We start from the raw sequence: 23,467 nt of genomic DNA, 5'->3' as shown, positions 1-23,467 counted from the left end.
CCCGGGCCACCGACCGCCTCAAACCGCCTGAGCCGCCGCCATCTTGCGAGCCCGACGCCGAGCCCCGACCATGACCACGCCCAGCCCTGACAGCAGCATGGCCAGCGTTTCGGGCTCGGGCACGGCCGCGATCGTGACGCGCACCACCATGTCGTCGAAGTCGTTGTCGGCGTACGAGTCGTTGAAGAGCAGCAGCGCGCTCTGGCGGTCGGCCGAGAGCATCACGCCGACGTTGGCGCTGCCGTTGCCCCACAGCGCGCCCAGGCCGTTGCTGAGGAAGCCGAAGTCGAGCGCGCCGCCGGCGTCGATCGCGCTGCTGAAGCTGCTGCCGAGCTGGGCGATGCCGTTGAGCTGGTTGCTGAGCTGCCCCAGGCCGGCGACGAAGGCGTTGTTGTACGCGGCCTCGAAGCCCACCAGCGTGTACGTGACCGTGGCCGCCTGCGAGAGCAGCAGCGGCGCGCCGCGCCACAGCGCGGAGAGGTCGAACTCGGCGGCGTACGTGGCCGCGCTGCCCAGCCACTCGGGGTTGAACGTGCCGGCCGCGTGCGTCAGGTCGACGAAGCTGCCGCCGGTCTGGTCGAGGTCGGCCGCGCTGGCGATGCCGGTGGCGGCCACGAGGCCGAGGGCCAGGCACGCGGCCCGGGTGAGAGATGCGAGACGTTTCATGAGGATCACCTTTCGTCGGCCGCCCCTGTCGGCGCGCCGATGCCTATGGACGAAAGACTGGACCGTGATGGAAAAGTAACACCAGCCTGGGTATCTTCTGCCACGCCTGCCAGCCACGAACCCGGATTCTGCGGTCGGGGTTGGTGCTGTGTTCTTTTCAACCGCGTTGGACAGGGGTGTCGGCATGATCCGAATGGATGGTTTGGGGCGATCTGTGGCCTGTGCGGCCCTGCTCGCCGGTTTGTGGGGCGCGCCCGCGGCGCTGGCGCTCACGGGCGGCGCGGGCCCGCAGGAGATGGCGGCCGATGCGCCGTGGTCCGGCGTGCTCAGCCTGGACAGCGGGGGCCGGCTCTACAGCGGTGTGCTCATCGGGCCCGAGCACGTGCTCACGGCGGTGCACGCGGTGAACATCGCCGAGCCCGGCCGCATGAGTTTTCGCAGCGCGCTGGGCGGCGGCTTCGTGGCCACGGGCACCGAGGTGCATGTGAACCCGGCCTACACCGGCACCACCACGGGCAACGCGCCCGGCGACCCGTCGGTGCACGCCGACCTGGCGATCGTGCGCCTGAGCCGCCCCGCGCCCAAGGCGCTGCAGGTGCCGCGGATCTTCACCGGCGCTCTGCTGGGCCGCGTGATCACGCTGGTGAGCCACGGCGGCAGCACCACCCTGGTCACCACCGGCGAGAACCGGGTCGATGCGGTGTTCGCCGATGTCACCGGGCGGCCCGCCACCTACCTGTTCGACTTCGACGGGCCAACCCTGGAGAGCAACCGCATCGGCCCGCCCGTGCCGGCCAACGGCACCCTGGGCGCGCGGCGCGAGGCCACCCTGGTCAACGGTGATTCGGGCAGCGCCGCCTTCGTGCAGGTCGACGGCCAGTGGTGGCTGGCGGGCCTCAACAGCTTCGAGATCAACTTCGCCGCCGGCCCCCGCGCGCGCGGTGCCCACGGCACGGGCGCGGGCGGCATCGTGCTGTCCGAGCACCTGGGCTGGATGCGCGAGGTGCTGGCCGCGCCGCCCAAGCCCGCGGCGGCCTCAGGCGCGAAGGCCGCCCGCTGAAGGCGGCGGCGCGGCGCGCCAGCCGAACGCCTCGATGAGCTGGCGCCCCCAGCCCTGCTCGGTGGGCAGCGGGGGCAGCGGCCGCGAGAAGAAGCCGGGCGCCTGGGTGCGCCGCAGCATCTCGCGCATGCCCTCGGTGAAGCCGGCCGGGCCACCGTCGGTGACCACCACCCAGGGTGTGTCGCGCAGCAGCTCGACCACGCCCGAGTCGCGGTGCAGCACCACGCCCTGCATGCGGTAGAGCGCTTCGATGGCGGGCAGCCCATAACCCTGCAGCGCGGGCATCAGGAACACGTGCGAGCGCCGGTACAGCGCGGCGAGCTGCTCGTCGTCCACGAAGCCATGGAAGAACACGCGGTCGTCCAGCCCCAGCCGGTGGCTGAGGGCCGCGAGCTCCGCCGCCTGCGGGCCGCTGCCCGCCACGTGCAGGCGGAACGGCGGCTCGCCCCGGGGCTCGCGCAGGATGGCCGCGAGGCCGTGCAGCATCCAGTCGATGCGCTTGCTGGTCTGCAGGCGGCACACGCTGAGCAGCTCGATCGGCGCCATGGGCCGCGTGGGCGCCTGCGTCAGCGGCTGCTGGCCGAAACCGCCGAGGTGGAACACCTGGGCCTCGCGGCCGTAGAGCGCCCGCATCTCGTCGCTCAGCGCCTGGGTGTTGGTGGCGAAAGCGCGCGCGCCCCGCACGCCCCGGCGGGTGCCCCAGTGCCGCAGGCTCAGCAGCTCGCGCGCGCGGTGTGAGGGCGCGGCTTGCAGCAGGCGGTAGGTGTCGGGGATGCGCAGGTGGTAGGCCACGGGGCCCATGAACCCGGCCAGCCCCGCGTGCAGGGCCGACTGGATGCTGAACAGCACCGGCACCGGGTCGCCGCGCTGCCGCAGGCGCAGCAGGGCTCGGCGCAGCGCCAGGGCGCGGTGCAGGCCCCCTTGCGGCGGCCGCAGCGCGTGCACGCTCAGCGGCAGTCGCGCGTGCCGGGCCAGGTCGATCCGGTCGTGGTAACACAGCACGCTGTGCGCCAGGCCTTGCGCGTGCAGGCCTTCGGACAGCGAGAGGATCACGCGCTCCTCGCCGCCGAACTCGACGAACTCCGGCTGGAAGATCACGATGTCGCCGGCCGCCGGGAAGCTGGCGGCGTTCACCAGGGTACCTTCGCCCTGCGGGCTGCGGTGCGAGCTTGCTTGGGGGCGGCCCGGCGCTGCGCTCATGCTCTTTCCGGGGCCGGGCCGCGCGAAGCCTGCATGCGGTTCACCAGCGACTGCAGCACCGCGTCGCGCGCGAGGTGCCGCAGCGCGTGCTCGCGCGCGCGCTCGCCCAGCGCCTGCCGTTGTTCCGGGTGGTCGAGCAGGCCGATCAGCGCCATCGCCAGCGCGCCCGCGTCGCCGGGCGGCACCACGCGGCCGCAGCGCAGCACCACGTCGGCCAGCTCCGTGTCGGTGCGGCAGGTGGCCAGCACGGGCCGGCCGCTGGCCAGCATGCCGGTCAGCTTGGAGGGCAGCACCAGGTCTTCGGCCTCCTGGCTCTGGGGCAGCAGGTGCACGTCGGCCAGGCCCAGCAGTTCGTTCAGGCGCTCCAGCGGTTGCAAGGGCAGCAGGCGCAGGTTGGGCAGGCTGCTCGCGGCCTGTTCCAGCTCGGCCTGCATCGGGCCGTTGCCGCACACCACGAACACGAGGTCGCTTCGGTGGGCCAGCAGGCGCGCGGCCTGCGGGATCACCATCAGGCCCTGCTTGGCGCCCAGGGTGCCCGAGAACAGCGCCACGTGGGTGCCGGGCGCCAGGCCGAGTTCGGCCCGGTAGGGGCTGGGGCCGTTCAGGGGGCGGATGCGCGCCACGTCGGCCCAGTTGATGAAGAGGTGCGTGCGCTCTTCGGGCACGCCCTTGCGCTTGAGGTGCTGCAGCATGCGCCCCGAGATGGTGGAGACCACATCGAAGCGGCGCAGCAGCCACGATTCGAGCGCGCGCACCGTGCGGCCCAGGCGCTCGCCGCGCAGCAGGCCCATCTGCAGGGCCACGTCCACCTCGAAGTCCTGCACGTGCAGCCAGGCCTGGGCGCCGCTCAGGCGCGCGGTGAGCCAGCCGCCGGGCGCGCACACCAGCGCGGGCGCCACGGTGAGCACCACGTCGGGCCGCCAGGCCACCTGGCGCAGCATCACTGGCAGCGAGGACAGCGCGAAGGTGCACAGGTGCAGCACACGCTTGAGGCCGCCGGGGTGCCGGGGCACCCACAGCGGCGCGCGCCACACGCGCACGCCGCGCCAGATGTCGTGCCGCCAGGGCGGCCAGCGGAAGGCCCGGTCCACCTGCCAGGCCGGGTAGTAGGGCGGGGCGGCCACCACGCGCACCTCGTGGCCCTGGGCGGCCAGCCACTCGGCCATCTCGCCCGAGTACTTGCCCACGCCGATCACCTCGGGCGCGAAGTTGGCGCTGTGGATCAGGATCTTCATGGCCGCTCGGACGCCGCCGAGGCGCGCTGTCCCTGTTCGGCTTCCTTCACCTTGAGCACGATCAGGTACTCGTAGATGGTCTGCAGCAGGGCGTAGCGGATGCCGGCCACGCCGTCGAGCACGCCGCGCCGCCAGACCAGCATGTAGGCCAGCTTGATCAGCGGGCGCGCCGGCAGGCGGTAGAAGATCGCCTTCTGGTGCACGCGGCGCTCGTTGAAGTCGGCGCCGAACAGCGCGGTGCGCCAGGACGGCTGCGGCACCGACCTCGACAGGATCAGCTGGGCTTCCATGCGCGAGTAGGTGTTGTGTTTGTCGAGCCAGTGGTCCAGCCCTTTGGAAAACGGGTAGTGGTCGAACGGCTGGGCCAGGTCGGCGATGGGGCCGTCCACCACCAGCACCTCGTTGATCTCGCGCTCGTAGCGCGCGCGCTCAGGGCGCAGCAGCCGCACGTAGAAGGGCGAGATCTGCGAGCGGCGCAGCCAGGTGCCCCACCAGATGTCGCGCCGGCGCATGCGCGCCGCGGCCACGTCCACGTGCGTCCCGGCGCCTTGCACGAAGGCCTCGATCTCCCGGGCCAGCGCGGGCGGCACGCGCTCGTCGGCGTCGAGCACCAGCAGCCAGGGGTGGCGGAACGGCAGGCGCAGGCCGGCGTTGCGCTGGCTCGCGTAACCGTCGAAGGCGCGCTCCGTCACCTGGGCGCCGGCCTCGCGCGCGATCTCGCGCGTGCGGTCGGTGCTCAGCGAGTCCAGCACATGCACGTCGTCGCTCCAGGCCACGCTGGCCAGGCAGCCCGGCAGGTCCTGCTGTTCGTTGCGGGTGAGGATGAGCACGGACACCGGGGTCACGGCAGGCTCCTGGGCTGGCGGCCGCGCTTGCGCGTGGCCGGGTGGCCGGTCCAGACCGTCCAGGGCTCCTGGATGTCCTTGATCACCACCGCGCGCGCGCCGACCACGCAGCCGCGCGCCACCCGCACGCCCGGGCCGATGAAGGCGTCGGCGCAGATCCACACCTGGTCCTCCAGCACCACCGGCCGTGCCACCAGCTGGAAGTTGGACGAATCGATGTCGTGCGAACCGCCACAGAGGTGCGCGCCCTGCGAGATCACGCAGCCGTCGCCGATCTCCATCGGCGCCATGTTGTAGAGCGTCACGCCGTCGGCCACGCCCACGCGGTTGCCGATGCGCAGCTGCCAAGGCGCCCAGATGCGCACGTTGGCGTACACGTTCACGTCGGTCCCGAGCCTGGCGCCGAAGAGGCGCAGCAGCGCGCGGCGCCAGGCGTGCGCGGGCCGGGGGCTCGGGCGGAAGACGAGCAGCCACACCACCCCCCACAGCGCGCGCGCCGCGCGGTTGCCCAGCGAGAACGAGGGCTGCGTGAAGGGGTCGTTGTCCTGCAGGATCACGGTCCGTTCTCCGGCTTCTTGCGCAGCACGAAACGCCACTTGTCGCCGAGCAGTTCTTCCTCGCTGTAGTCGTCGAGTTCCTCGATCACGTCCTCGGTCAGGAAGGCCGCGCCATGGCCGGCCTGCAGGTTGTGCACCGCCTCGACGCGGAAGTGGCGTTCGAACAGGTGCTGGTAGTCCGCCAGGCGCATCTCGTTGAGGAAGCAGTCGGCCTGGAAGCGCCGCTGGCGCAGGTGCTCCCAGGGTTCGGAGCGGCGCTCCATGCCGCTGCCCAGGGTGTGCGCGTACCACTCCACCAGGTGGCCGCCGCCGATGCCGGTGAAGACGGCGGGCGCGATGAGGGCCACGCCGTCGGGCGTGAGCGCGCGCGCCATGCTGGCGCACACGGCGTCCAGCGCGTCCCGCGGGATGTGTTCGAACACGTCCTCGGAGCAGAAAAAGTCGACGGACGAGGGCGCGAGGCTGGCCGTGGCGATGTCGCCGACCAGGAAGCGCTCGGGCTGGATGCGCAGGCGCGCGCCGCGCTGCGCCAGCGCGCGGTCCAGCGCGCGGCGCTCGTGCGCATCGAAGACCTTGGCGCGCACCGTGCTCTTGATGAAGCGCTGCCAGCCGTTGGTCCTGAGCACGCGCAGCAGTTCGGGGACGGAGCCGCTGAGCAGCGGCGCGTCCAGGTCGATGCCCCGGGCGTTGAGGCCCAGCGAGGTCAGCGCGAGCAGCCGCAGCGGTCGCGCGCCGTAACCCACCTCGAAGATGGCCGCGTCGCGGAACAGCCAGCCGCTGAGCGATTCGTAGGCCGTGCGGTAGCCGTCGAGTTCCGCCATGAGTTCGGCCATGTCGTCGCCCCGGCCTTGCAGGCCCTGCAGGCGCATCCGCAGGAACTGCAGGTTTTCCCAGAGCCAGTCGCCGGCCGTGGCGATGTGGCCGACCGAGTTCGTCTTGACCAGGCTCATGGCTGTTTCTCGCGGGCGTGTTGGCGGATGACCTGCAGCAGGCTGTCGGCCATGGCTTCGACGGTGAAGCTCTTCTTGAACAGCCGGCTGGCCGCCAGGGACATGCGCTGGCGGTCCGCCGGGTGCAGCGCGAGCCAGCGTTCGAGCAGGGCGCGCGTGCCGTCCACCGTGTCCTCGGCCACCAGGCCGGCGCCCGCGTCCTGCACCTCGCGCCAGATGTTGACCTTGTCGGAGATCAGGACCGGCAGGCCGCAGCCCAGGGCCTCGGCCACCGCGATGCCGAAGTTCTCCTGGTGCGAGGGCAGCACGAAGGCCTCGGCCGCGTGGAACGCGCCCCACTTCTCATCGCCCTGCAGCATGCCCACCCAGTGGACGCGGTGGTCCACGCCGCGCAGCGCGGCCTGGGCGCGCAGCGCGGCCATCCAGCCGGTCTGGTCGGGGCCGGCCATCACCAGGTGCAGGTCGAGCGCCTGCTCGGCGACATCGGCGAAGGCGTCGATCAGCAGGTCGCAGCCCTTCTTCTCCTGGATGCGCCCGAGGAACAGCAGCACGCGGTTGCCCCACAGCGCGGGGTGGGCATCGAGGAAGCGCACGGCCAGGGCCGCGCCGTCGGCCGGCGGCGTGCGCGTGCCGAACGAGACCACCTGCTCGCGCGCCTTGTAGAGCCGGAAGGACTCGCGCGCCAGCAGGCGCTCGTCCTCGCAGGTGAAGAGCACGGCGGCCGCGTCGCGCAGCACGCGGTATTCGGCCCAGGGCCAGTACAGCCACTTCTTGAAATGCTTGAGCGGGTAGGTGCGCTTGAACCAGGGGTCCAGCATGCCGTGGGTGAACACGGCGTAGGGCTGGCCGGTGCGCGCGAGCACGCGCCAGGTGGCGAAGCTGTGGTACTGCCAGAGGCCGTTGACGATCACGAAGTCGTAACCCCGCGCGTGCTGGTCGAGCCAGGACACCATGCGGCCGTTGAGGCCGTAGTTGCCCCGGCTCGGGCCGAGCGCGTGCACCTTCTGCGTCAGCTGGCCGAGCCAGCTCGACGCGGGGTCGTCCAGGGTCACGAGTTCGGTCTCGCAGCCGAGTTCGGCCATGCGGTGCGCGACGTTGCGCACGCCCTCGATCGGGCCGCCGCGGGCCGGGTCGGCGGAGTGGATGACTTGCAGGATTTTCATGCGGGGGTCCTGGCCATGTCGGCGTTGAGGCTCACCTGCTGGCCGGCGAGCACCTGCCCGTAGACCTGCAGGTACTGGCCGATGGCGCGGTCGGCGTCGAAACGCCGGGCCCAGGCCATGCAGGTTTGCGCGCGGGCCTGCGCGTCGGCGGGGGTTTCGTTGATCACGGCCTCGATCAGGCGCGCGCCCTCGGCGGCCCAGGCCTGTTCGTCCTCGCCGTGGCGCAGCCGGCGCAGGTAGAAGGTGTGCGGGCCGCCGATCTCGTTCATCGGCGTGTCGTCGGTGGTGAACACCGGGCAGCCGCAGGCCTGCGCCTCCACGATGGGCCAGCCGAAGCCCTCGGCCAGGCTGGGGAACAGGAAGGCGCGCGACACCGAGTAGGCGGCCTGCAGCAGCGCGTGGTCGATGCCGTAGAGGAAATGCACCGTGCCCTGGGTGGGCACCTCGCGCAGCACGGCCTGCACCGCCTCGGTCTGCGGCACGCCCACCAGCCACAGCGGCAGCGGGTGGCGCTGGGCGCGGGCGTAGTGCGCGTAGAGGCGCAGCACGCCGGCCACGTTCTTGTACCACTGGCCACCGCTCACGTGCAGCAGCAGGCCGCCGGGCGCCACGGGCATGCCCGCGCCGCGCAGCTGCACCCGGGCCTGCGCCGCCGGGATGCGCGCGAAGCGCTGGTTCAGGCCGTTGTAGACCACCTCGCACGAGAGCGGATCGACGCCGCCCACGCGCCGCAGGTCCTCGCGCGTGCGCTGCGAGATGCAGATGAAATGGCGCGCCTGCTGGAAACCCCGGCGGATGTAGCGCTGGTAGACCCGCCCGCTCAGGCCGGTGCGGTTTTCGGGGATCTCGCCCAGGGCCGAGCGCAGGGCCAGCAGGTCGTGCACGTGCACCACCAGCGGCCGGCCGCGCAGCAGCGGCACCCAGGGGCCGAGCGCCTGGTCGGTCATCACGAACAGCGTGTCCTCGGGCACCCGCGCCAGCTGCCGCCGCACCCAGAGCGGGAACAGCAGGTACTGGTCGACGTAGCCGGCCCATTTCGACAGCGGCCCGCGCACCCAGCGGCGCACGCGGGCCGGGGGCGACCACACCTGGACCTCGTGCCCGCGCGCCGTGTAGGCGTGGCGCAGCATCTGCGCGAAGCGGGGCATGCTTTGCGAGGCCAGGAAAGCCGGGTGGGTGAACAGGACGATGCGCATGGTCTAGGGCCGCAGGGGGAAACCGTGCGCGGTCGGCGTGGCGCGCGGGTCGGGCCGGGCGCCGCCCTGGAACACCAGGCCCAGGCAGCGCACGAAGGTGGTGATGACGACAAAGAAGAACACCTGCTGCGGCAGTTCGCGGAACACCAGCGAGACCCAGGCGTGCAGGGCGTCGGCGGTGAGCCCGTACTGGAAGATCTTCCAGATCGACAACATGCCCACGGTGCTGAGCAGCACCTGGCCGGAGCGCTGCCGGTACGACAGCAGGTCGAGCAGGGCGAACACCCCCAGGCAGGCGAAGAAGTACACCACCGCGAAGCCGATGCCCAGCAGCGCCAGGCCCTGGGCCAGCATGGAGCCGGTGCGGTAGCCGCCCAGCGGGCCGCCCTGGCTCAGGTGGCTCAGGTAGTCGCCCATCGAGAACTCGAGGTCGCGCTTGTTCACGTCCACCCCCAGCGCCTTGAGCGCCGGGTTGGGCAGGATGGACCACATCAGGTCGACCGAGGTCTGCGCCAGGCGGGCGGTGTCGCTCTGCGAGAAGCGCGAGACGAAGTACAGCGAGTTGTCGTGGAACTTGGTCTCCATCAGCCGCGCCAGCAGCGGGTTCTCGAAGTAGTACTCGTCGTACTTGTCCAGGGTGGCGGCGTCGCGCTGCATGCGCTCCTGCTGCGCCAGCAGCTCGGGGCGCTGGAAGTAGTAGAGCGTTTCCTTGACCATGTCCACGGCGGACACGCCGCCGCGCACCTTGCGCGCCACCACCATCGCGGTGGCCAGGTCGGTCATGGGAATGGCCACCGCGCCCAGCACCAGGCCGAGCAGGCCCAGCTGCAGGCAGCGCTTGCCCGACACCGGCTTCTGGCTGCGCAGGGCGGTGAGCAGGGCGAACAGCGCGATGGTGACGAAGCCCGACAGCATGATGCTGCGCACATTGGCCGCCAGCCCCAGCAGGATCACCAGGCTGCCGAAGCCCAGCAGGTGCAGGTACTGCCGGCGCGGGCGGCAGTAGGCGGGGCCGACCTGGATCAGGTACATGGGGATCAGGAACGGCGCCCAGGTCAGGAAGCGCATGCCGTCGAGCACCTTGCGGAAGGTGCCTTCGCTGCCGCCGCTGATGAGGAAGGCGAACAGGCCCACATAACCCATGAGCCACAGCGCGCTGGTGGGCGGCGCCTCGTACAGGCCGAGCTTGCCGAGCAGCTGGCGGATGAGCGAGGGCGAGGCCACCAGCGGGGCCGTCACCGGCGACGGCGGCGGGGCCGGGTGCAGGAACCAGCGGTAGAGCATGTGCGCCAGCAGGGCGATCGCCTGGAAGCCCGCCAGCGTGACGAAGGTTTCCAGGGGCTGGCGCAGGTTCTGCGCCAGCGAGGTGCCGAACACGGTCTGGCCCAGCAGCGCGCCCATCTGCGTGGTCACGCAGAAGCCGAAGAGCGCGAAGGTGGAGAGGGGGTGGGTGTGCAGGGCCGGCGTCCACAGCAGGTACAGCAGCATCGCGATCGACGAGGCGAACACGATGCAGGCCGAGCCGATGTTGACGGTCGAGAAATCGATCACCATCTGCGCCGCCAGCGCCAGGGTGGCCAGGGCCATCAGGCTCAGCAGGATGAAGCGGGCGTTGCTCATGCCGCCACCAGCTGCTGGTAGAGGCCGAGCGCGCGCTGGCCGTAGTCGCGCCAGCCGCCCAGGCGCTGCACGCGCTCGATGCAGGCCGCGGCCATGCGCTCGCGCAGGCCGGTTTCGTCCACGAGCCGCTGCAGGCGATCGGCCAGCGCCGCCGCGTTGCGGATCGGGACGATGAAACCTTCCTGCCCGTCGTCGAACAGGTCGCGCGCGCCGGTGTTCTCGCTGGCGATCACGGGACAGCCGCAGGCCATGGCCTGGGCGAGCACCATGCCGAAGCCGTCCTGCACGCTGGGCAGCACCAGGGCGTGGCTGCGGCTCATGAGGTGCCTGAGCTCGGTCTGCGGCACGTGGCCCAGCACCTCGATGCCGGGCGACCACAGGCCCTTGGCGCTCAGGTGCGCGATCAGCTGGGGCGAAGGCGTGCCCGCGATCTTCAGCGACTTGGCCGGGTGCTTGAGCGCGCGGTAGGCCTGCAGCAGGTAGGGCACGCCCTTCTGCAGGCTCATGCCGCCGACGAAGAGCAGGTCGAAGCGCCGCGCGTCGGGCTCGCCCGAGCGCGCGAAGCGCGCCAGATCGACGCCATAGGGCAGGCGCCGCACCTTCTGGGGCGGCACGCCCTGGCGGATGAACGATTGCCACGCGAAGGCCGAGGGGACGGTGATGCAGTCGGCCTGCGCGTACTCGGCCTCCTCGCGCTCCAGGTTGCGCGGATCGACGCCTTCGAAGGGCAGGCCCCACTCGTGGTGTTCCTCGCGCAACAGCGCATCCTGCACGCGGATGTGGGCCGAGCCCCGGTCGCACACGTAGCGCCCGCCCTGGCGCTGCTGGCGCCGGCCCGCCGCGAGCGAGCTGCCCGACAGGCCCACGTACACGTCGCAGGCGGGCAGCGCGGCGGCGGCCCACGCGGTGAAGGTGGTGGCCACCAGGTGTTCCTGCGCCCGCGTCCAGCGGCGCGGCAGGCGGTGCTGCCACGGGTTGGCCATGTAGGGCGCCATGAACCAGGGGAAGGTGCGGATCAGCGAGGCGGGCAGTTGCTCGTGGCGCAGCTTGAAGCGCGGGTAGCCGGTGAGGATGCCGGCCAGCGCGCCCTGCGCGTGCAGCTCGCGCGCCAGGTCGAAGGTGTGGAACTTGCCCGGCACCGAGAGCGCGACCTTCATGGCGCCACCCCCTGGCCGCGCGGCGCGGCGGCGGGGGCCTCGATCGCGCCCCAGGCCAGCCGCAGGCAGATGCCCGTCAGCAGGGCCTCGCTGGCCAGCATGGCCGTGGCCGCCCCGGTGAGGCCCATCGGTTCGTTCAGCAGCCAGACCAGGGCCACGCACAGCGCGCTGGCCAGCAGCGACCAGACGGCCAGCGGGCCGTGCCGGTTGATGGACATGAGCAGCACGCGCGGCACATGGCACAGGCCGGCCACCGCCGCGTAGGCCATGAGCAGGCCGAACACCCAGGGCTCGAAGCCGATCTCGCCATGCGTCCAGGCGCGCAGCAGCCAGGGCGCGAGCGCGAACAGCGCGGCGCTCAGCAGCAGCGATGGCGCCACGCCCCACCAGGTGCTGCGCCCCACCAGCTGCCGCAGGCTGGCCAGCGCGCCCTGGCCGAACAGGCGCGCGAACTCGGGCCACAGCGCGTGGCTCAGGATCGCCGTGGCCTGCACCGCGGTGCGCGCCAGCGTGCGGTAGGTGTTGAGCACCGCCACGGCCACCGGGCCGAGCAGGGCGCCCACCAGCAGGGTCACCCCCTGCAGGCTCAGGGCGTTGGCGAGCGGAAAGGCCATGAACGCGGCGGCCGGCCGGACCATCTGGCGCACCACGGCCGGCGCCGCGTCGGCCAGGCCCCAGGCCAGGCCGTGCGAGCCGTGGCGCGCGACCTGCATCGACAGCAGTGTGCCGGCGATGCGGCACAACAGGCCGCCCAGGGCCACGGCGGTGAAGCTGCCCGAGAGCAGCAGGCCCAGCATCCAGCCCGCCCATTCGGCCAGGCGCGTGGCGTTGCCCAGCAAGGCGCCCTGCGCGTAGCGGTGGGTGGCCTTGAAGAGCTGTTCCGAGAGGCCGCCCAGGAAGGAGACCAGCACGCCGGCCACCAGGGCCATCAGGGCCAGGCGCTGGTCGGCGGTGGCGTCCGCCGGCCACGCGGACCACCAGATGCCGGGCAGCACCAGCAGCGCCAGCGCGCCGCAGACACAGAGCACGAAACCTTGCGCGCTCTGGAACACGCGGTTGGCCAGGGCAGCGTTGCCCGCGCCCATGGCCATGGTCATGCGGTTGCCGGCGGCGGTCACCATGCCCACGTCGGCCATCGACAGGTAGGCCGGCAGGGCGCTGATCATGAGCCAGACGCCGTAGGTGCGCGTGTCCCACACCGCGAGAAACAGGGGCAGCGAGGCGAGCTGGGTGCCGATGGTGATGGCCATGCCCACCGAGTTGGCGCCCATGCCGGCGACCACGCGCTGGCGCAAGGCGCGGTTCACGCCGTGGGCTCCAGCACCGCGGGTGCTTCGATCTGGTCGACGGCCGTCAGCAGGGTGCGCATCAGCGCGTCGTTGCGGTGGGGGCTCAGCAGGTGGCGCCAATGCCCCGCGCTGGCCACGCGCTGGCGCCGGTGCTCGTCGGCCAGCGCCTCGCGGCACACCGCGGCGCATTCTTCCGCGCCCGACCAGAACAGGGCTTCCTGGCCTTCGATGTACATGGCTGTGTGCTCGGGCGTGCGCTCGGCGCACAGCAGGCCGCCCAGCGCCGGGATCTCCACCGAGCGGGTGGTGTGCAGGTCGCGGTTTTCGCGCGAGAGCAGCCCCAGGTTCACCTGCGCGCACTGGATCGCCTTGGCGTAGTGGTCGCCGCCGATGGCGCCGCCGGCCCAGTGCGGCTGGAGTTCGGCCCATTCGGGCGCCTTGTGCCAGTTCGGGCCGCGGATGGTCAGCGGCACGCCCAGGCGGATGAGTTCGAGCAGGAAGGGGCCGCGCTCGGGAAACCAGGTGCCCAGGAACAGCACCTGCGAGTGCCAGGTCTGCCGGTCCGCCTCGCTCAAGGGGCGGGGTGCGTGGCTCACCTCGTCCGCGCAGTGGTGCACGCGCAGCACGCGCCGCGCGCCCAGGGCCTTCACCTCGGGCACATTGGTCTCGCGCAGCACCGCCACCAGGTCGTAGTGCGGCACGGCCTGCCGGTACGCTGCGAAGCGGGCGCCGTCGCGCGCGCCGGTGGGGTCGTCGTTGTTGTAGTTGATGACGTGGCGGGCGTGCCGGCGCAGCAGCGCGATCACCGCCGGGGTGATCCATTCGCCGCAGTCCACGTGGCACAGGTGGTAGCGCTTGAAGCCCAGGCGCGCCTGCAGCGCGCGCTGCGCCCAGGGCGAGAACCAGTGGCCCCCCATGCGCCAGGTCCAGCGGTCCACCCAGACCGTGGCGGGCAGCAGCTCGCGCGGGTCGATGTGGTCGACCATGCAACCGATGCGGCGCAGCGCGTTGGCGCGGTCCAGGCAGGTCCCGCTCTTCTGGCCCAGGTAGAGCACGGAGGGCATGGGGGTGTGCATGGCCGGTGGGCGCGATCAGGCCGCGCGCGCCACGGCGCGCGCGAAATCGGCGCTGGCCAGGGCGCGGCGCAGGCCCTGCTCCAGCGGCACGCTGGCCGTGAAGCCCAGCGCCTGCAGGCGCGAGACGTCCATCAGCTTGCGCGGCGTGCCGTCGGGCCGGCTGGTGTCGTACACCACGTCGCCCTGGTAGCCCACCACCTGCTGGATGGTCTGGGCCAGTTCGCGGATGCTCAGGTCGTGGCCGACGCCGATGTTGATGAGCGGGGGCTCGAAGCGGCCGGTGGCGGCCTCGTCGCTGCCCAGCAGCGACAGGAAGCGCGCCTCGGGCAGCTTCATCAGGAACAGGCAGGCGGCGGCCATGTCGTCGCTGTACATGAACTCGCGCCGCGGCGTGCCGCTGCCCCAGACCGTGACCTGGGGCGCGCCGCGCCCGCGCGCCTCGTGGAACTTGCGCAGCAGCGCCGGGATGACGTGGCTGGTGTCGAGGTCGTAGTTGTCGCCGATGCCGTACAGGTTGGTCGGCATCGCGGCCAGGAAGCGCGTGCCGTGCTGGCGGTTGTGGCTCCAGCACATCTCGATGCCCGCGATCTTGGCCAGCGCGTAGGGCCGGTTGGTGGCCTCCAGCGGGCCGCTGAGCAGGTCGGTCTCCTTCATCGGCTGCGGCGCCAGGCGCGGGTAGATGCAGCTCGACCCGAGGAACAGCAGGCGCTGCACGCCGGCGCGCCAGGCCTCGTGGATCACGTGGGTCTGGATCAGCAGGTTGTCGCGGATGAAGTCGGCCGGGTACTGCTGGTTGGCCAGGATGCCGCCCACGCGGGCGGCCGCGAGGAAGACGTACTCGGGTTTTTCGCGCGCGAAGAAGTCGGCGGTGGCCGCCGCGTCCGTCAGGTCCAGCTCGGCGTGCGTGCGCAGCAGCAGGCGGTGGTAGCCGGCCGCGCGCAGCTGGCGCACGATGGCCGAGCCCACCAGGCCCCCGTGGCCCGCGACGTAGATGCGTGCATCGTGGCGCATGGGGTGCTCACTCCTGGTATTCGAAGGCGGGGAAGCCGGCCAGCTTGACCATGGCATCGCGCCGCGCCAGGCGGTAGTCGGCCTGCACCATCTCGCTCACCAGCTGGGGCAGGGTCGTCTTCGGCGTCCAGCCCAGGCGCGTGCGCGCCTTGCTGGCGTCGCCCAGCAGCGTCTCCACCTCGGTGGGCCGGTAGTAGCGCGGGTCCACGCGCACCACCACATCGCCCACCGAACAGCGCAGGTCGGGCCGCTGCACCGACGCGACCACACCGGCCTCGTCGCTGCCCTCGCCCACCCAGTCGAGCGTGAAGCCCAGTTCCCGCGCGGCCATCTCCACGAACTGGCGCACGCTGTACTGCACGCCGGTGGCGATGACGAAGTCCTCGGGCTGCTCCTGCTGCAGCATCAGCCACTGCATCTCGACGTAGTCGCGCGCGTGGCCCCAGTCGCGCAGCGCGCTCAGGTTGCCCAGGTGCAGGCAGCGCTGCAGGCCCAGCGCGATGCGCGAGACCGCGCGCGTGATCTTGCGCGTGACGAAGGTCTCGCCGCGCATCGGGCTCTCGTGGTTGAACAGGATGCCGTTGCAGGCGTACATGCCGTAGGCCTCGCGGTAGTTCACCGTGATCCAGTAGGCGTAGAGCTTGGCCACCGCGTAGGGGCTGCGCGGGTAGAAGGGCGTGGTCTCCTTCTGCGGCGTTTCCTGCACCAGGCCGTAGAGCTCGCTGGTGGAGGCCTGGTAGAAGCGGCAGTGTTTCTCCATGCCGAGCAGGCGCACCGCCTCGAGCAGGCGCAGCGTGCCGACGGCATCGATGTCGGCGGTGTACTCGGGGCTCTCGAAGCTCACCGCCACGTGGCTCATGGCGCCCAGGTTGTAGATCTCGTCGGGGCGCACCTGCCCGACGATGCGGATCAGGTTGCTGCTGTCGGCCAGGTCGCCGTAGTGCAGCACCAGGCGGCGGCCGGACTCGTGCGGGTCCTGGTAGAGGTGGTCGATGCGGTCGGTGTTGAACGACGAGGCGCGGCGCTTGATGCCGTGCACCTCGTAGCCCTTCTGGAGCAGCAGTTCGGCGAGGTAGGCGCCGTCCTGTCCGGTGATGCCCGTGATGAGCGCGATTTTTTTCTTCATGGTGCGGGCGGGGTGGAGGCGGTGGTGGTGGCGCTGTCGACGCCGGAGAAACGGGCGCGGTGTTCGGCGGGCAGGGCGGCCACCAGGTCGGCCGCGAAGCGGGCCTGCTGGCGGTGGGCGCGCGCGCTGTCGCGGTCGATGGAGGAGACCCGCACCAGCATGCCGTCGGGCACGCGGCCGCCCAGGCCGTAGCGCATCTCGGTCAGCTTCTTGTCGATGCCGGTGGTGGTGACGTGGTCGCCCACCACGGTCCAGTAGGTCACGGGCTCGTAGCGGTTGCCCAGATGCGTCTCCAGGCGGGTGGCCGCGATGGCGCGGCCGTGCAGCTGGAGTGGCACGCGCTCGATGCGCTCCAGCTTGAAGCCCTGCGCCGGGTAGCACACCTCGGGCTTGTGCAGCTGCAGGTTGTCGCTCTGGTCGTTGCCGTAGGCGATCGACAGCATGATGCGGTAACCGTCGGCGTGGATGTAGTTGCGCGTGAGCGTCTGGGTGTAGATGGCCTCGATGGTGGCCTGCTGCTCGGGGTCGATGATCTGCACCGCCACGTTGGGCTGCTCGCGCCAGCCGTTGAATTCGGTCGGCACCATCGTGGCCAGGTCGATGGTGGGCCGCTCGTCGGCCAGGCGGGCGGTGGGGCGCATGGCGTAGGCGAGCGCGGCCGAGGCCAGCATCAGCGCCATCAGCAAGAGGTTCTTGAAGGGGAAGACCATGGCGTCAGGCTTTCTGCAGGCTGGTGGCGGGCCGCTGGCGCAGGCGCTCCACCCACTGGAGCGCGCTGTCGAAGGCGATGATCATCAGCAGGGCGCTGAGGAACAGCACCATGCCGGCGAAGCCGTGCAGGAAACCCTGGCCGGCCTCGTTGCCGAAGTGGTAGGTGATCAGGCTGAGCGCCATCACGCGGATCACGTTGGCGGTGAACGAGATCGGCACGATCAGGATGGCCAGGCCGACGTTGCGGAACAGCGAATCGCGCCGCACCAGGTTCAGGTACAGCAGGCCCAGGGCTTCGAGCGTGAGCAGCGTCTGCAGGCCGGCGCAGGCGTCGGCCACCAGCAGCATGTACTGGCCGATCTGCAGGATCACGCCGTTGCGGCCGATCGGGTAGCCCAGCGCGTAGAGCACGTTCTCGGCCACGTAGGAGACCATCATCTTCATCGGCATGGTCACGATGTCCACCACCTGCGAGGGCAGCGGCACCATGAACAGCATGAAGAAGAAGGCGAACCACTGGGCCTTGAGGCCGGACGCGCCGTGCGTGAGCAGCACCACGCCGGCCAGCAGCCAGATCACCGAGCCGACCTCGAGAATGCCCATGCCCTGCGAGCGGCCCAGCGCGTAGCCGGCCAGCGCGAACAGCACCAGCGGCCAGCCCCAGGCGCTGCCCTGGCTGCCCATCGAGGCGGCTTCCATCGCACCCCAGTTGCGGTGCAGCAGCCACAGCGAGATCGCCAGCACGATGGGACCGTGGAACTGATTGTCCTGGGCCCAGATCCCAGTGAAGAGGTCGTAGAGGGTGGGCACGTAGAGCACCGCCAGCCCGACCATAATCGGCAGCCAGGGCAGAAGGCGCGTCACCATCGGCGCGGCGCCCGTATCAATCGAAGGTGTGGTGGTGCTCATGGGTTTTTCACTTCGGCGCGTGCAGCGCGTGGCGCGTTGGCTGGCCGTGGCGCTGACACTGGCGGTGCCGCTGGCCTTGTGGATCGGTGGCGCCCAGCCCTTCGCGGTGGGCCTGGTGCCGGCCCCATGGGACAAGCTCGCCCACATGGCGGTCTACGCCGTGCTGTCGTGCGCGATCGGCTTCGCCAGCGGCCGCCGCGGGGTGTCGGCGATGGTCATTGGTTTCACGGGCGCGCTGCTCGTGGGCGCGCTCGACGAGGCCAGCCAGATGCGCCTGCCCGGGCGCAGCGCCGACATCGACGACCTGGTGGCCGACGCGGTGGGCGCGGCGCTGGGCACCACGGTGCTCGCGGTGCGCATTCGCCTGCGGGAGTGGGTGGCGTCGCATACGGCTCAGTAATGGTTCAGCACCGAGCCCACCAGGGCCACGCCGGTGTCCTGCAGGCGGCGCGAGAGATCGCCCAGGCCGCCGAGCGGGCTGCGGTGGCGGCGCGCGACCAGCAGGGCCGCGCCGGTGCGCGCGGCGATGATCTCCGCGTCGGCGAAGCGCTCGCTGGCGGGCGTGTCGATCAGCACCACGTCGTGGTTCTGGCTCACCTGCTGCAGCAGCGCGCCGAAGCTGGGCATGCCCACCAGCTCCTGCGGGTTCGGTGGCGCGGCGCCGGCCGGCAGCACGCGCAGGCCGGGCAGGCCCGGCACCGACTCGATCACCTCCAGCCCGGCGCGCCCGGCCAGGATGCCGGCCAGGCCCGCGCTGTGGCCGGTGGTGTGGAACATCCTGGCCTGGTGCGGCTCGCGCAGGTTGGCGTCGATCAGCAGCGTGCGCTGGCCCTGCTGCGAGAACACCACCGCCAGGTTGGCCGCGATGAAGCTGCGGCCATCGCGCGGGCGCTGGCTCACCACGGTGAGCAGGCGGCGGCGGCGGTCGTCGTTGAACCAGCGCAGCATGAGCTGGCCGCGCAGCGCGCGCATTTCTTCCGAGGCGCGTGAGAAGGGCTTGAACGCCGTGACCAGCTCGCGGCTGAGCGGCGCGTCCTCGTCCTGCAGGTAGCCGTAGTTGAACTGGGTCGAGAGCGCGGCGTCGAGGTCGGCGCGGTCGAGCAGCTTGAGCGCGATGGCGGCTTCGCCGAAAGGTTCGTCGTGGCTGGCCTGGCGGGCGACCACGCGCACCACGTCGGCCGGCAGCAGCAGGCCGCGCGCGACCAGGATGTCGCCGATGGCGCCCTGCGGCTTGAAATCCAGCGGGGCGTTCATGCGCGGGCTCCGGCAGTGGGTTTCATCATGCCGCCGGCCGGACCGATGCTGCCCAGCGGCACCACGTCGCGCAGGGCGCGCAGGTCGTCGGCCGAGCGCACCCGGCGGTTGGCGAATTCGAGCGCCAGGGCCAGCATCACGCCGAGCAGGCCGCCGAGGAACATGGCGATCGCGATGTTGAGCTTGACGCGTGGGCCCGAGGGGAAGGTGGGCGCGATCGCCGGGTTGAGCACCGCGATGTTGGTCTGGCTGGTCTGGCTCTCGATGCTGCTCTGCGAGGCGCGCAGGCTCACCGACTCGAACACGCGCTGGGCCGACTCGATGTCGCGCCGCAGCACCGCGATCTGGTCGCGCTGCTTGTTGAGTTCGAGCACGCGGTCCTTCTGCTGGTTCAGGGCCGCCTGCAGCTGGGCCTCGCGCTGGCGGTTCACCTGGTAGGTGGTGGTGATGGCGCTGGTGATCTGGCGCGTCTCGGCATCGAGCTGGGCCTTGAGCGTGGCGAGCTCCGATTCGTAGCGAAGCGTCTGCGGGTGGTTCCTGCCCAGGTTCACGCCGGTTTCGGTCAGGCGCGCCTCGAGGCGGGCGATGTCGCCCTTGAGGCCGTTGACCAGCGGGCTCTGCATGACCTCGGCCACGGTGTCGGCATCGCTGCGCTGGCGCTTGCTCTGGCTGTCGGTGGTGGCGGCCTGGATGGAGGTGAGCTGGCTGCTGGTCTCGTTGAGCTTGGCGGTCTCGAAGTCCACGCGCTCGTCGGTGGAGGTGATGCCGTTGACCTGCTGGAAGTCCGACAAGGCCTTCTGCGCGGCTTCGAGCCGCTCGCGCGCCGAGCGGGTCTGGGCGTCGAAGAAACCCGCGTAGCTGCGCGCCGGGTCCACGCGCAGTTCCAGGTTGACCTCCACATAGGCGCGCGCGAAGGCGTTGGCCACCAGCGCCGCGAAGTTGGGGTCGGCGCCCATGTACTCGATGCTGATCACGTTGCTCTCGCGCGAGGGCTTCACGTCCAGGTTGCGCTGCAGCAGCGCCGAGAGCCAGTCGGTGATCTGGCCCCGGCCTTCGGTGGCTTCACGCCATTGCGATTGCACCGCCGCGCTGCTGTCCAGCCGCAGCGCGCTGACCACGCGCTTGGCGACGCGATCGCTCTTGATGATGTCCACCTGCGTGGCCATGTAGCCGGGCGCCATCAGGCCCGCCAGGGTCTGGCCGCTCACCGGGTCGGGCGACTTCACGTCCAGCACCACGGCGGCGGAGGCGGTGTACTGCTTGTCGGCCATCAGCGTCACGGTGGCGACGGCCGCCACCACGAGCACGAAAGTGAGGAAGACCACGAGCCAGCGCGCGCGCAGCACGGTCAGAAGTTGTTGGGGCGTCATGGGGTTCGCTCAGAACAGGCTCTCGCGCACGTAGAGCACGTCGTTGGACCGGACCGGGTCGTTCATCTCGGGCGCCAGGGTCTGCACGCTGCCGTCGTCCTGCTGGCGGTGCAGTTCCAGGCGGCTGCGCGAGCCCCGCGCGGTCGGGCCACCGGCCTGCGCCAGCGCCTGCATCACCGTCATGCCGCGTTCGATGCGGAACGAGCCCGGCCGCTGGGCCTCGCCGTACACGTAGAACACCGGGGCCCGGTGCACGTAGATCACGTCGCCGCTGCCCAGAACGATGTCGTCCGCGCGGTTCTCGCGCAGGAACAGCGAGGGCAGGTCGATGGTCTTGCGAAAGGCCTGGCCGTCGCGCTGACCGGTGACGATGACCACGTCGTCGCCGCCGGGCGTGGTGCCGCCGGCGTTGGCGAGCATGTCGCTCAGGCGGGTGCCGGCGGTCTCCAGCGGGAAGCGGCCGGGCCGGCCGACCTGGCCGAGCACCGAGACCTGGCTGCCGCGGATCTGCGTGAGCAGCAGCGTGACCTGCGGGTTCTGCAGGAAGCCGCCGCTCTGCAGCGCATCGGCGATCTTCTTCTCGGCCGCGCTCACCGACAGGCCGCCCAGGCGCACCGCGCCGATGAGGGGGAAAGAGATCGTGCCGCTCTCGGTGATGCGCGTCTCCAGCGCGAGGTCCGGGTTCTGGAACACCTGGACGCGCACCGTGTCGCCCGCGGCCAGCGGGTAGTCGACCGGGCCGGTCTGGGCCTGCGCCGTGGCGCCGAAGCAGGCGGCCACGGTCAGCAGGCAGGCACTGAGCAGCGCGCGCGTGCTCACTTCAGACCTTGCAGGCCGCGTTCGATGGCGCCCTGGTCTTCACCGGCCGCGGGCGCCACCTTGTCGTCGGCGGCCAGCGGCGTGGTGAGCGCCGGGCCGTTCGCGGCGGCCGCGTCGGGCTTGTCGGCGCCCGGGGTGGCGCGGGCGGGCGCTTCGAAGCCGCCGAGGTAGGTGACGGTGGTGGCTTCGCGCAGGCGCTTGAGTTCGCTGTTCACGAGTTCGGTGGAGCGGCGGTTGCCCAGGAACTTCTCGATGCCCGGCGTGGCCGCGGTCTCACCCACCGGGATCTGCTGCGACGAGGCCACGCGCAGGAAGGTGGCGGCGTCGCCGTTCTTCACCACCAGGCTCTGGCCGTCCTTGAGCGCGTGCAGGCGCGGCAGCAGCTCCAGCGGCACCTGCTCGGCCGTGCGGGTGGCGCTGCCACCGCCGAACTGCACGTTGCGCGCGCGCAGCATGCTGGCCACCTCGTCGATGGGCCGGGCCTGCGTGGCCATGCTGGTCAGGTCTTTCAACACCTCGGTGGCCACCGGCACGCGGATTTCCTGCAGGTTGAACACGCGGCGTTCCGAGAACAGGGCCGGGTGGGTGTCGTAGTAGCCCTTCACTTCTTCGGGCGTGGGCTTGGGCATCGCGCCGGTGAGCTGCTGCAGGTAGGCGCGCGCCAGCACCTCGCGGCGCGCGGCCTCGAGCTGGGCCACCACGTCGGGCGAGCGGTGCAGCTTGTTCTCGGTGGCCTGGTCCACCGCCAGCTGCTGGTCGATCAGGCGTTCGAGCACCTGCTGGCTGGCCGCCTGCACGGCTTCCTTGGAGGCGTTGGCCATCGGCGTGCGGGCGAGCACCTGGTTGATCTGGTGCACGGAGATCTCGTTGGAGCCGACCTTGGCGGCCACCTGCGTGGCCTGCGTGCCTTCGTCCTTGGCGCCGCACGCGCTCAAGGCCAGCGTGAGCAGAACAGCCAGCGCGGTCAGGCGGGGCGCGGTGGGGGAGGGGAATCTGCGGGTGGTCATGGCCAGGGCCTTGAAGAAAAGGGGTTGGGCGCGCGAACGGCGCCGGGTGGTGAGGCTTGCTTACTTGTAGGCAACGGGCTGGCCGGCGGGGTCGCGCACCTCGGCCCAGCGGGCCTCGATCGAATCGACCACCGCCTTGGGCAGCGAGGCGTAGCCCAGCGAGGTCACCATCGGCGCGCCCTGCGTGAGGCCCCAGTGGAAGAAGCGCAGGGCCTGCGCCGCGTGGGCCACGTTGTCGGGGCGGGCGTACATCAGCACGAAGGTCGCGCCGGTGATGGGCCAGGCCTCGGGCGAGGGCTGGTGCGTGAGCATGTGCGAGTGCGAGGTCTTCCAGTCCACGCCCTGGCTCGCGGCCTGGAAGGCCTCGGTGCCCGGGGCCACGTAGGCGCCCGCGGCGTTCTGCACCAGCGCGTGCGTCATGCGGGCCTGCTTCACGTAGGCGTATTCCACGTAGCCGATCGAGTTCGGCATGCGCGAGACCAGCGCGGCCACGCCGATGTTGCCGCGCCCGCCGTTGCCGACCGGCCAGCTCACCGACGTGCCCTCGCCCACGCGCGACTTCCAGTCGGCGCTGACCTTGCTCAGGTAGTTGGTGAAGATGAAGGTGGTGCCCGAACCGTCGGAGCGGAAGATCGGCGAGATGGCCGTGTCCGGCAGCGGCAGCTGCGGGTTGAGCGCCTGGATCGCCGGGTCGCTCCAGCGCGTGACCTTGCCCATGTAGATGTCGCTGAGCAGCGCGCCGGTGAGCCGCAGTTGGCCCGGTGCGATGCCGCGCAGGTTGACCACCGGCACCACGCCACCGATCAGGGTGGGGAACTGGATCTGTCCCTTGCGCGCGAGTTCGTCGTCCTTCAGCGGCGCGTCGGTGGCGCCGAAGTCGACCGTGCGCGCATCGATCTGGCGGATGCCGCCGCTGGAGCCGATGGGCTGGTAGTTGACGCGCGCGCCCTGGGCCGTCTTGTAGGCCTCGGCCCATTGTGAATAGGCGGGTGCCGGAAAGGTGGCGCCCGCGCCGGTGATCTCCTGGGCGTGGACGGCCATCCAGGGCACCGTCGCGAGAACGGTGGTCGCGAAAATCCGCTTGAAGTTGGCGTGGATGCTCATGAAACGCGAAGTGGGTGGCCTGAAGAAATCGCGAGTCTATGGACCAAGTACGTCAGATCTGTGACCGCTTCGGCGCGTTTCGATGACGCCATCGAAGCCGCGCCTGGAGCGACACGGGACTGCAATCAAAACGTCACCACAC

General features: G+C 71.2%; 23 protein-coding genes. 2 read left to right on the top strand and 21 right to left on the bottom strand.

All coding sequences use genetic code 11. From position 1 onward, the window contains the following. Positions 1-18: 18 nt before the first annotated feature. The gene (locus ABSY19_RS07770; protein ID WP_382160965.1) at positions 19-666 is read right to left on the bottom strand and encodes a PEP-CTERM sorting domain-containing protein; all 648 of its coding nucleotides are present in this window, start codon (positions 664-666) and stop codon (positions 19-21) included. A gap of 184 nt (positions 667-850) precedes the next feature. Here ABSY19_RS07770 and ABSY19_RS07765 point away from each other — a divergent pair, with 184 nt between their 5' ends. Continuing rightward, entirely contained in the window at positions 851-1,726 is an 876-nt protein-coding gene (locus ABSY19_RS07765; protein ID WP_382160962.1) for a trypsin-like serine protease, read from the top strand. On the opposite strand, the gene ABSY19_RS07760 is transcribed toward ABSY19_RS07765, so the two are convergent. From ABSY19_RS07760 to xrtB, 15 genes are read right to left on the bottom strand one after another with little or no spacing between them, the layout of a single operon-like run. Next, complete coding sequence (locus ABSY19_RS07760) at positions 1,703-2,926, bottom strand: glycosyltransferase family 4 protein (RefSeq protein WP_382160960.1); 1,224 nt, start codon at positions 2,924-2,926, stop codon at positions 1,703-1,705. The two genes, ABSY19_RS07765 and ABSY19_RS07760, sit on opposite strands and share 24 nt — an antisense overlap. Then, a complete protein-coding gene (locus tag ABSY19_RS07755; RefSeq protein ID WP_382160957.1) occupies positions 2,923-4,161 on the bottom strand; it encodes a glycosyltransferase WbuB in 1,239 nt (412 codons plus the stop codon). The genes ABSY19_RS07760 and ABSY19_RS07755 overlap by 4 nt, the downstream gene beginning before the upstream one ends. Further along, positions 4,158-4,991 carry a glycosyltransferase family 2 protein gene (locus ABSY19_RS07750; protein WP_382163731.1) on the bottom strand — a complete coding sequence of 278 codons (834 nt, stop codon included), beginning with the start codon at positions 4,989-4,991 and terminating at the stop codon, positions 4,158-4,160. Before ABSY19_RS07750 ends, ABSY19_RS07755 begins: the two co-directional genes overlap by 4 nt. Positions 4,992-5,002: 11 nt before the next feature. Continuing rightward, the gene (locus ABSY19_RS07745; RefSeq protein ID WP_382160955.1) at positions 5,003-5,563 is read right to left on the bottom strand and encodes a putative colanic acid biosynthesis acetyltransferase; all 561 of its coding nucleotides are present in this window, start codon (positions 5,561-5,563) and stop codon (positions 5,003-5,005) included. Next, positions 5,560-6,513, bottom strand: a complete 954-nt coding sequence (locus ABSY19_RS07740; RefSeq protein ID WP_382160952.1) for a class I SAM-dependent methyltransferase — start codon at positions 6,511-6,513, stop codon at positions 5,560-5,562. The genes ABSY19_RS07745 and ABSY19_RS07740 overlap by 4 nt, the downstream gene beginning before the upstream one ends. Then, a complete protein-coding gene (locus tag ABSY19_RS07735) occupies positions 6,510-7,676 on the bottom strand; it encodes a glycosyltransferase (RefSeq protein ID WP_382160949.1) in 1,167 nt (388 codons plus the stop codon). Before ABSY19_RS07735 ends, ABSY19_RS07740 begins: the two co-directional genes overlap by 4 nt. After that, a complete protein-coding gene (locus tag ABSY19_RS07730) occupies positions 7,673-8,872 on the bottom strand; it encodes a glycosyltransferase family 4 protein (protein WP_382160946.1) in 1,200 nt (399 codons plus the stop codon). Before ABSY19_RS07730 ends, ABSY19_RS07735 begins: the two co-directional genes overlap by 4 nt. Before the next feature lie 3 nt (positions 8,873-8,875). Further along, the gene (locus tag ABSY19_RS07725; RefSeq protein WP_382160944.1) at positions 8,876-10,492 is read right to left on the bottom strand and encodes a hypothetical protein; all 1,617 of its coding nucleotides are present in this window, start codon (positions 10,490-10,492) and stop codon (positions 8,876-8,878) included. Further along, complete coding sequence (locus tag ABSY19_RS07720) at positions 10,489-11,649, bottom strand: glycosyltransferase family 4 protein (RefSeq protein ID WP_382160942.1); 1,161 nt, start codon at positions 11,647-11,649, stop codon at positions 10,489-10,491. Before ABSY19_RS07720 ends, ABSY19_RS07725 begins: the two co-directional genes overlap by 4 nt. Then, entirely contained in the window at positions 11,646-12,956 is a 1,311-nt protein-coding gene (locus ABSY19_RS07715) for a lipopolysaccharide biosynthesis protein (RefSeq protein ID WP_382160939.1), read from the bottom strand. Before ABSY19_RS07715 ends, ABSY19_RS07720 begins: the two co-directional genes overlap by 4 nt. Beyond that, complete coding sequence (locus ABSY19_RS07710) at positions 12,953-14,002, bottom strand: glycosyltransferase (RefSeq protein WP_382160936.1); 1,050 nt, start codon at positions 14,000-14,002, stop codon at positions 12,953-12,955. Before ABSY19_RS07710 ends, ABSY19_RS07715 begins: the two co-directional genes overlap by 4 nt. A 27-nt stretch (positions 14,003-14,029) precedes the next feature. Then, positions 14,030-15,025, bottom strand: coding sequence for a GDP-L-fucose synthase family protein (locus tag ABSY19_RS07705; RefSeq protein ID WP_382160933.1), 996 nt, complete (start codon positions 15,023-15,025; stop codon positions 14,030-14,032). A 7-nt stretch (positions 15,026-15,032) separates the two neighbouring features. After that, on the bottom strand, positions 15,033-16,151 hold the full coding sequence (gene gmd / locus ABSY19_RS07700) for a GDP-mannose 4,6-dehydratase (RefSeq protein WP_382160930.1): 1,119 nt from the start codon (positions 16,149-16,151) through the stop codon (positions 15,033-15,035). Beyond that, entirely contained in the window at positions 16,148-16,861 is a 714-nt protein-coding gene (gene epsI, locus ABSY19_RS07695) for an exosortase-associated protein EpsI, B-type (RefSeq protein ID WP_382160928.1), read from the bottom strand. Before epsI ends, gmd begins: the two co-directional genes overlap by 4 nt. Positions 16,862-16,865: 4 nt before the next feature. Next, complete coding sequence (gene xrtB / locus ABSY19_RS07690) at positions 16,866-17,771, bottom strand: exosortase B (RefSeq protein ID WP_382160925.1); 906 nt, start codon at positions 17,769-17,771, stop codon at positions 16,866-16,868. On the opposite strand from xrtB, the gene ABSY19_RS07685 reads away from it, so the two are divergent. Next, positions 17,770-18,171, top strand: a complete 402-nt coding sequence (locus ABSY19_RS07685; RefSeq protein ID WP_382160922.1) for a VanZ family protein — start codon at positions 17,770-17,772, stop codon at positions 18,169-18,171. The genes xrtB and ABSY19_RS07685 overlap by 2 nt on opposite strands. Here ABSY19_RS07685 and epsG read toward each other — a convergent pair. The 5 genes from epsG to pstS are packed head-to-tail and all read right to left on the bottom strand — an operon-like array spanning position 18,165 to position 23,325. Continuing rightward, the gene (gene epsG, locus ABSY19_RS07680) at positions 18,165-19,025 is read right to left on the bottom strand and encodes a chain length determinant protein tyrosine kinase EpsG (protein WP_382160920.1); all 861 of its coding nucleotides are present in this window, start codon (positions 19,023-19,025) and stop codon (positions 18,165-18,167) included. The genes ABSY19_RS07685 and epsG overlap by 7 nt on opposite strands. Continuing rightward, positions 19,022-20,395 (bottom strand): chain length determinant protein EpsF, encoded by a 1,374-nt coding sequence (gene epsF, locus ABSY19_RS07675; RefSeq protein WP_382160917.1) that lies wholly within the window; start codon positions 20,393-20,395, stop codon positions 19,022-19,024. Before epsF ends, epsG begins: the two co-directional genes overlap by 4 nt. A 9-nt stretch (positions 20,396-20,404) precedes the next feature. Continuing rightward, the gene (gene epsE / locus ABSY19_RS07670) at positions 20,405-21,214 is read right to left on the bottom strand and encodes a polysaccharide export protein EpsE (protein ID WP_382160914.1); all 810 of its coding nucleotides are present in this window, start codon (positions 21,212-21,214) and stop codon (positions 20,405-20,407) included. Next, a complete protein-coding gene (locus ABSY19_RS07665; protein WP_382160911.1) occupies positions 21,211-22,221 on the bottom strand; it encodes an EpsD family peptidyl-prolyl cis-trans isomerase in 1,011 nt (336 codons plus the stop codon). The genes epsE and ABSY19_RS07665 overlap by 4 nt, the downstream gene beginning before the upstream one ends. Before the next feature lie 60 nt (positions 22,222-22,281). After that, positions 22,282-23,325, bottom strand: coding sequence for a phosphate ABC transporter substrate-binding protein PstS (gene pstS, locus ABSY19_RS07660; RefSeq protein ID WP_382160909.1), 1,044 nt, complete (start codon positions 23,323-23,325; stop codon positions 22,282-22,284). Positions 23,326-23,467 lie beyond the last annotated feature (142 nt).

The sequence above is a fragment of the Hydrogenophaga sp. ANAO-22 genome, from assembly GCF_042466645.1.
GTDB lineage: Bacteria > Pseudomonadota > Gammaproteobacteria > Burkholderiales > Burkholderiaceae_C > Hydrogenophaga.
The sequence above is the reverse complement of the archived record's forward strand: the minus strand, read 5'-3'. Positions and strand labels throughout refer to the sequence as shown.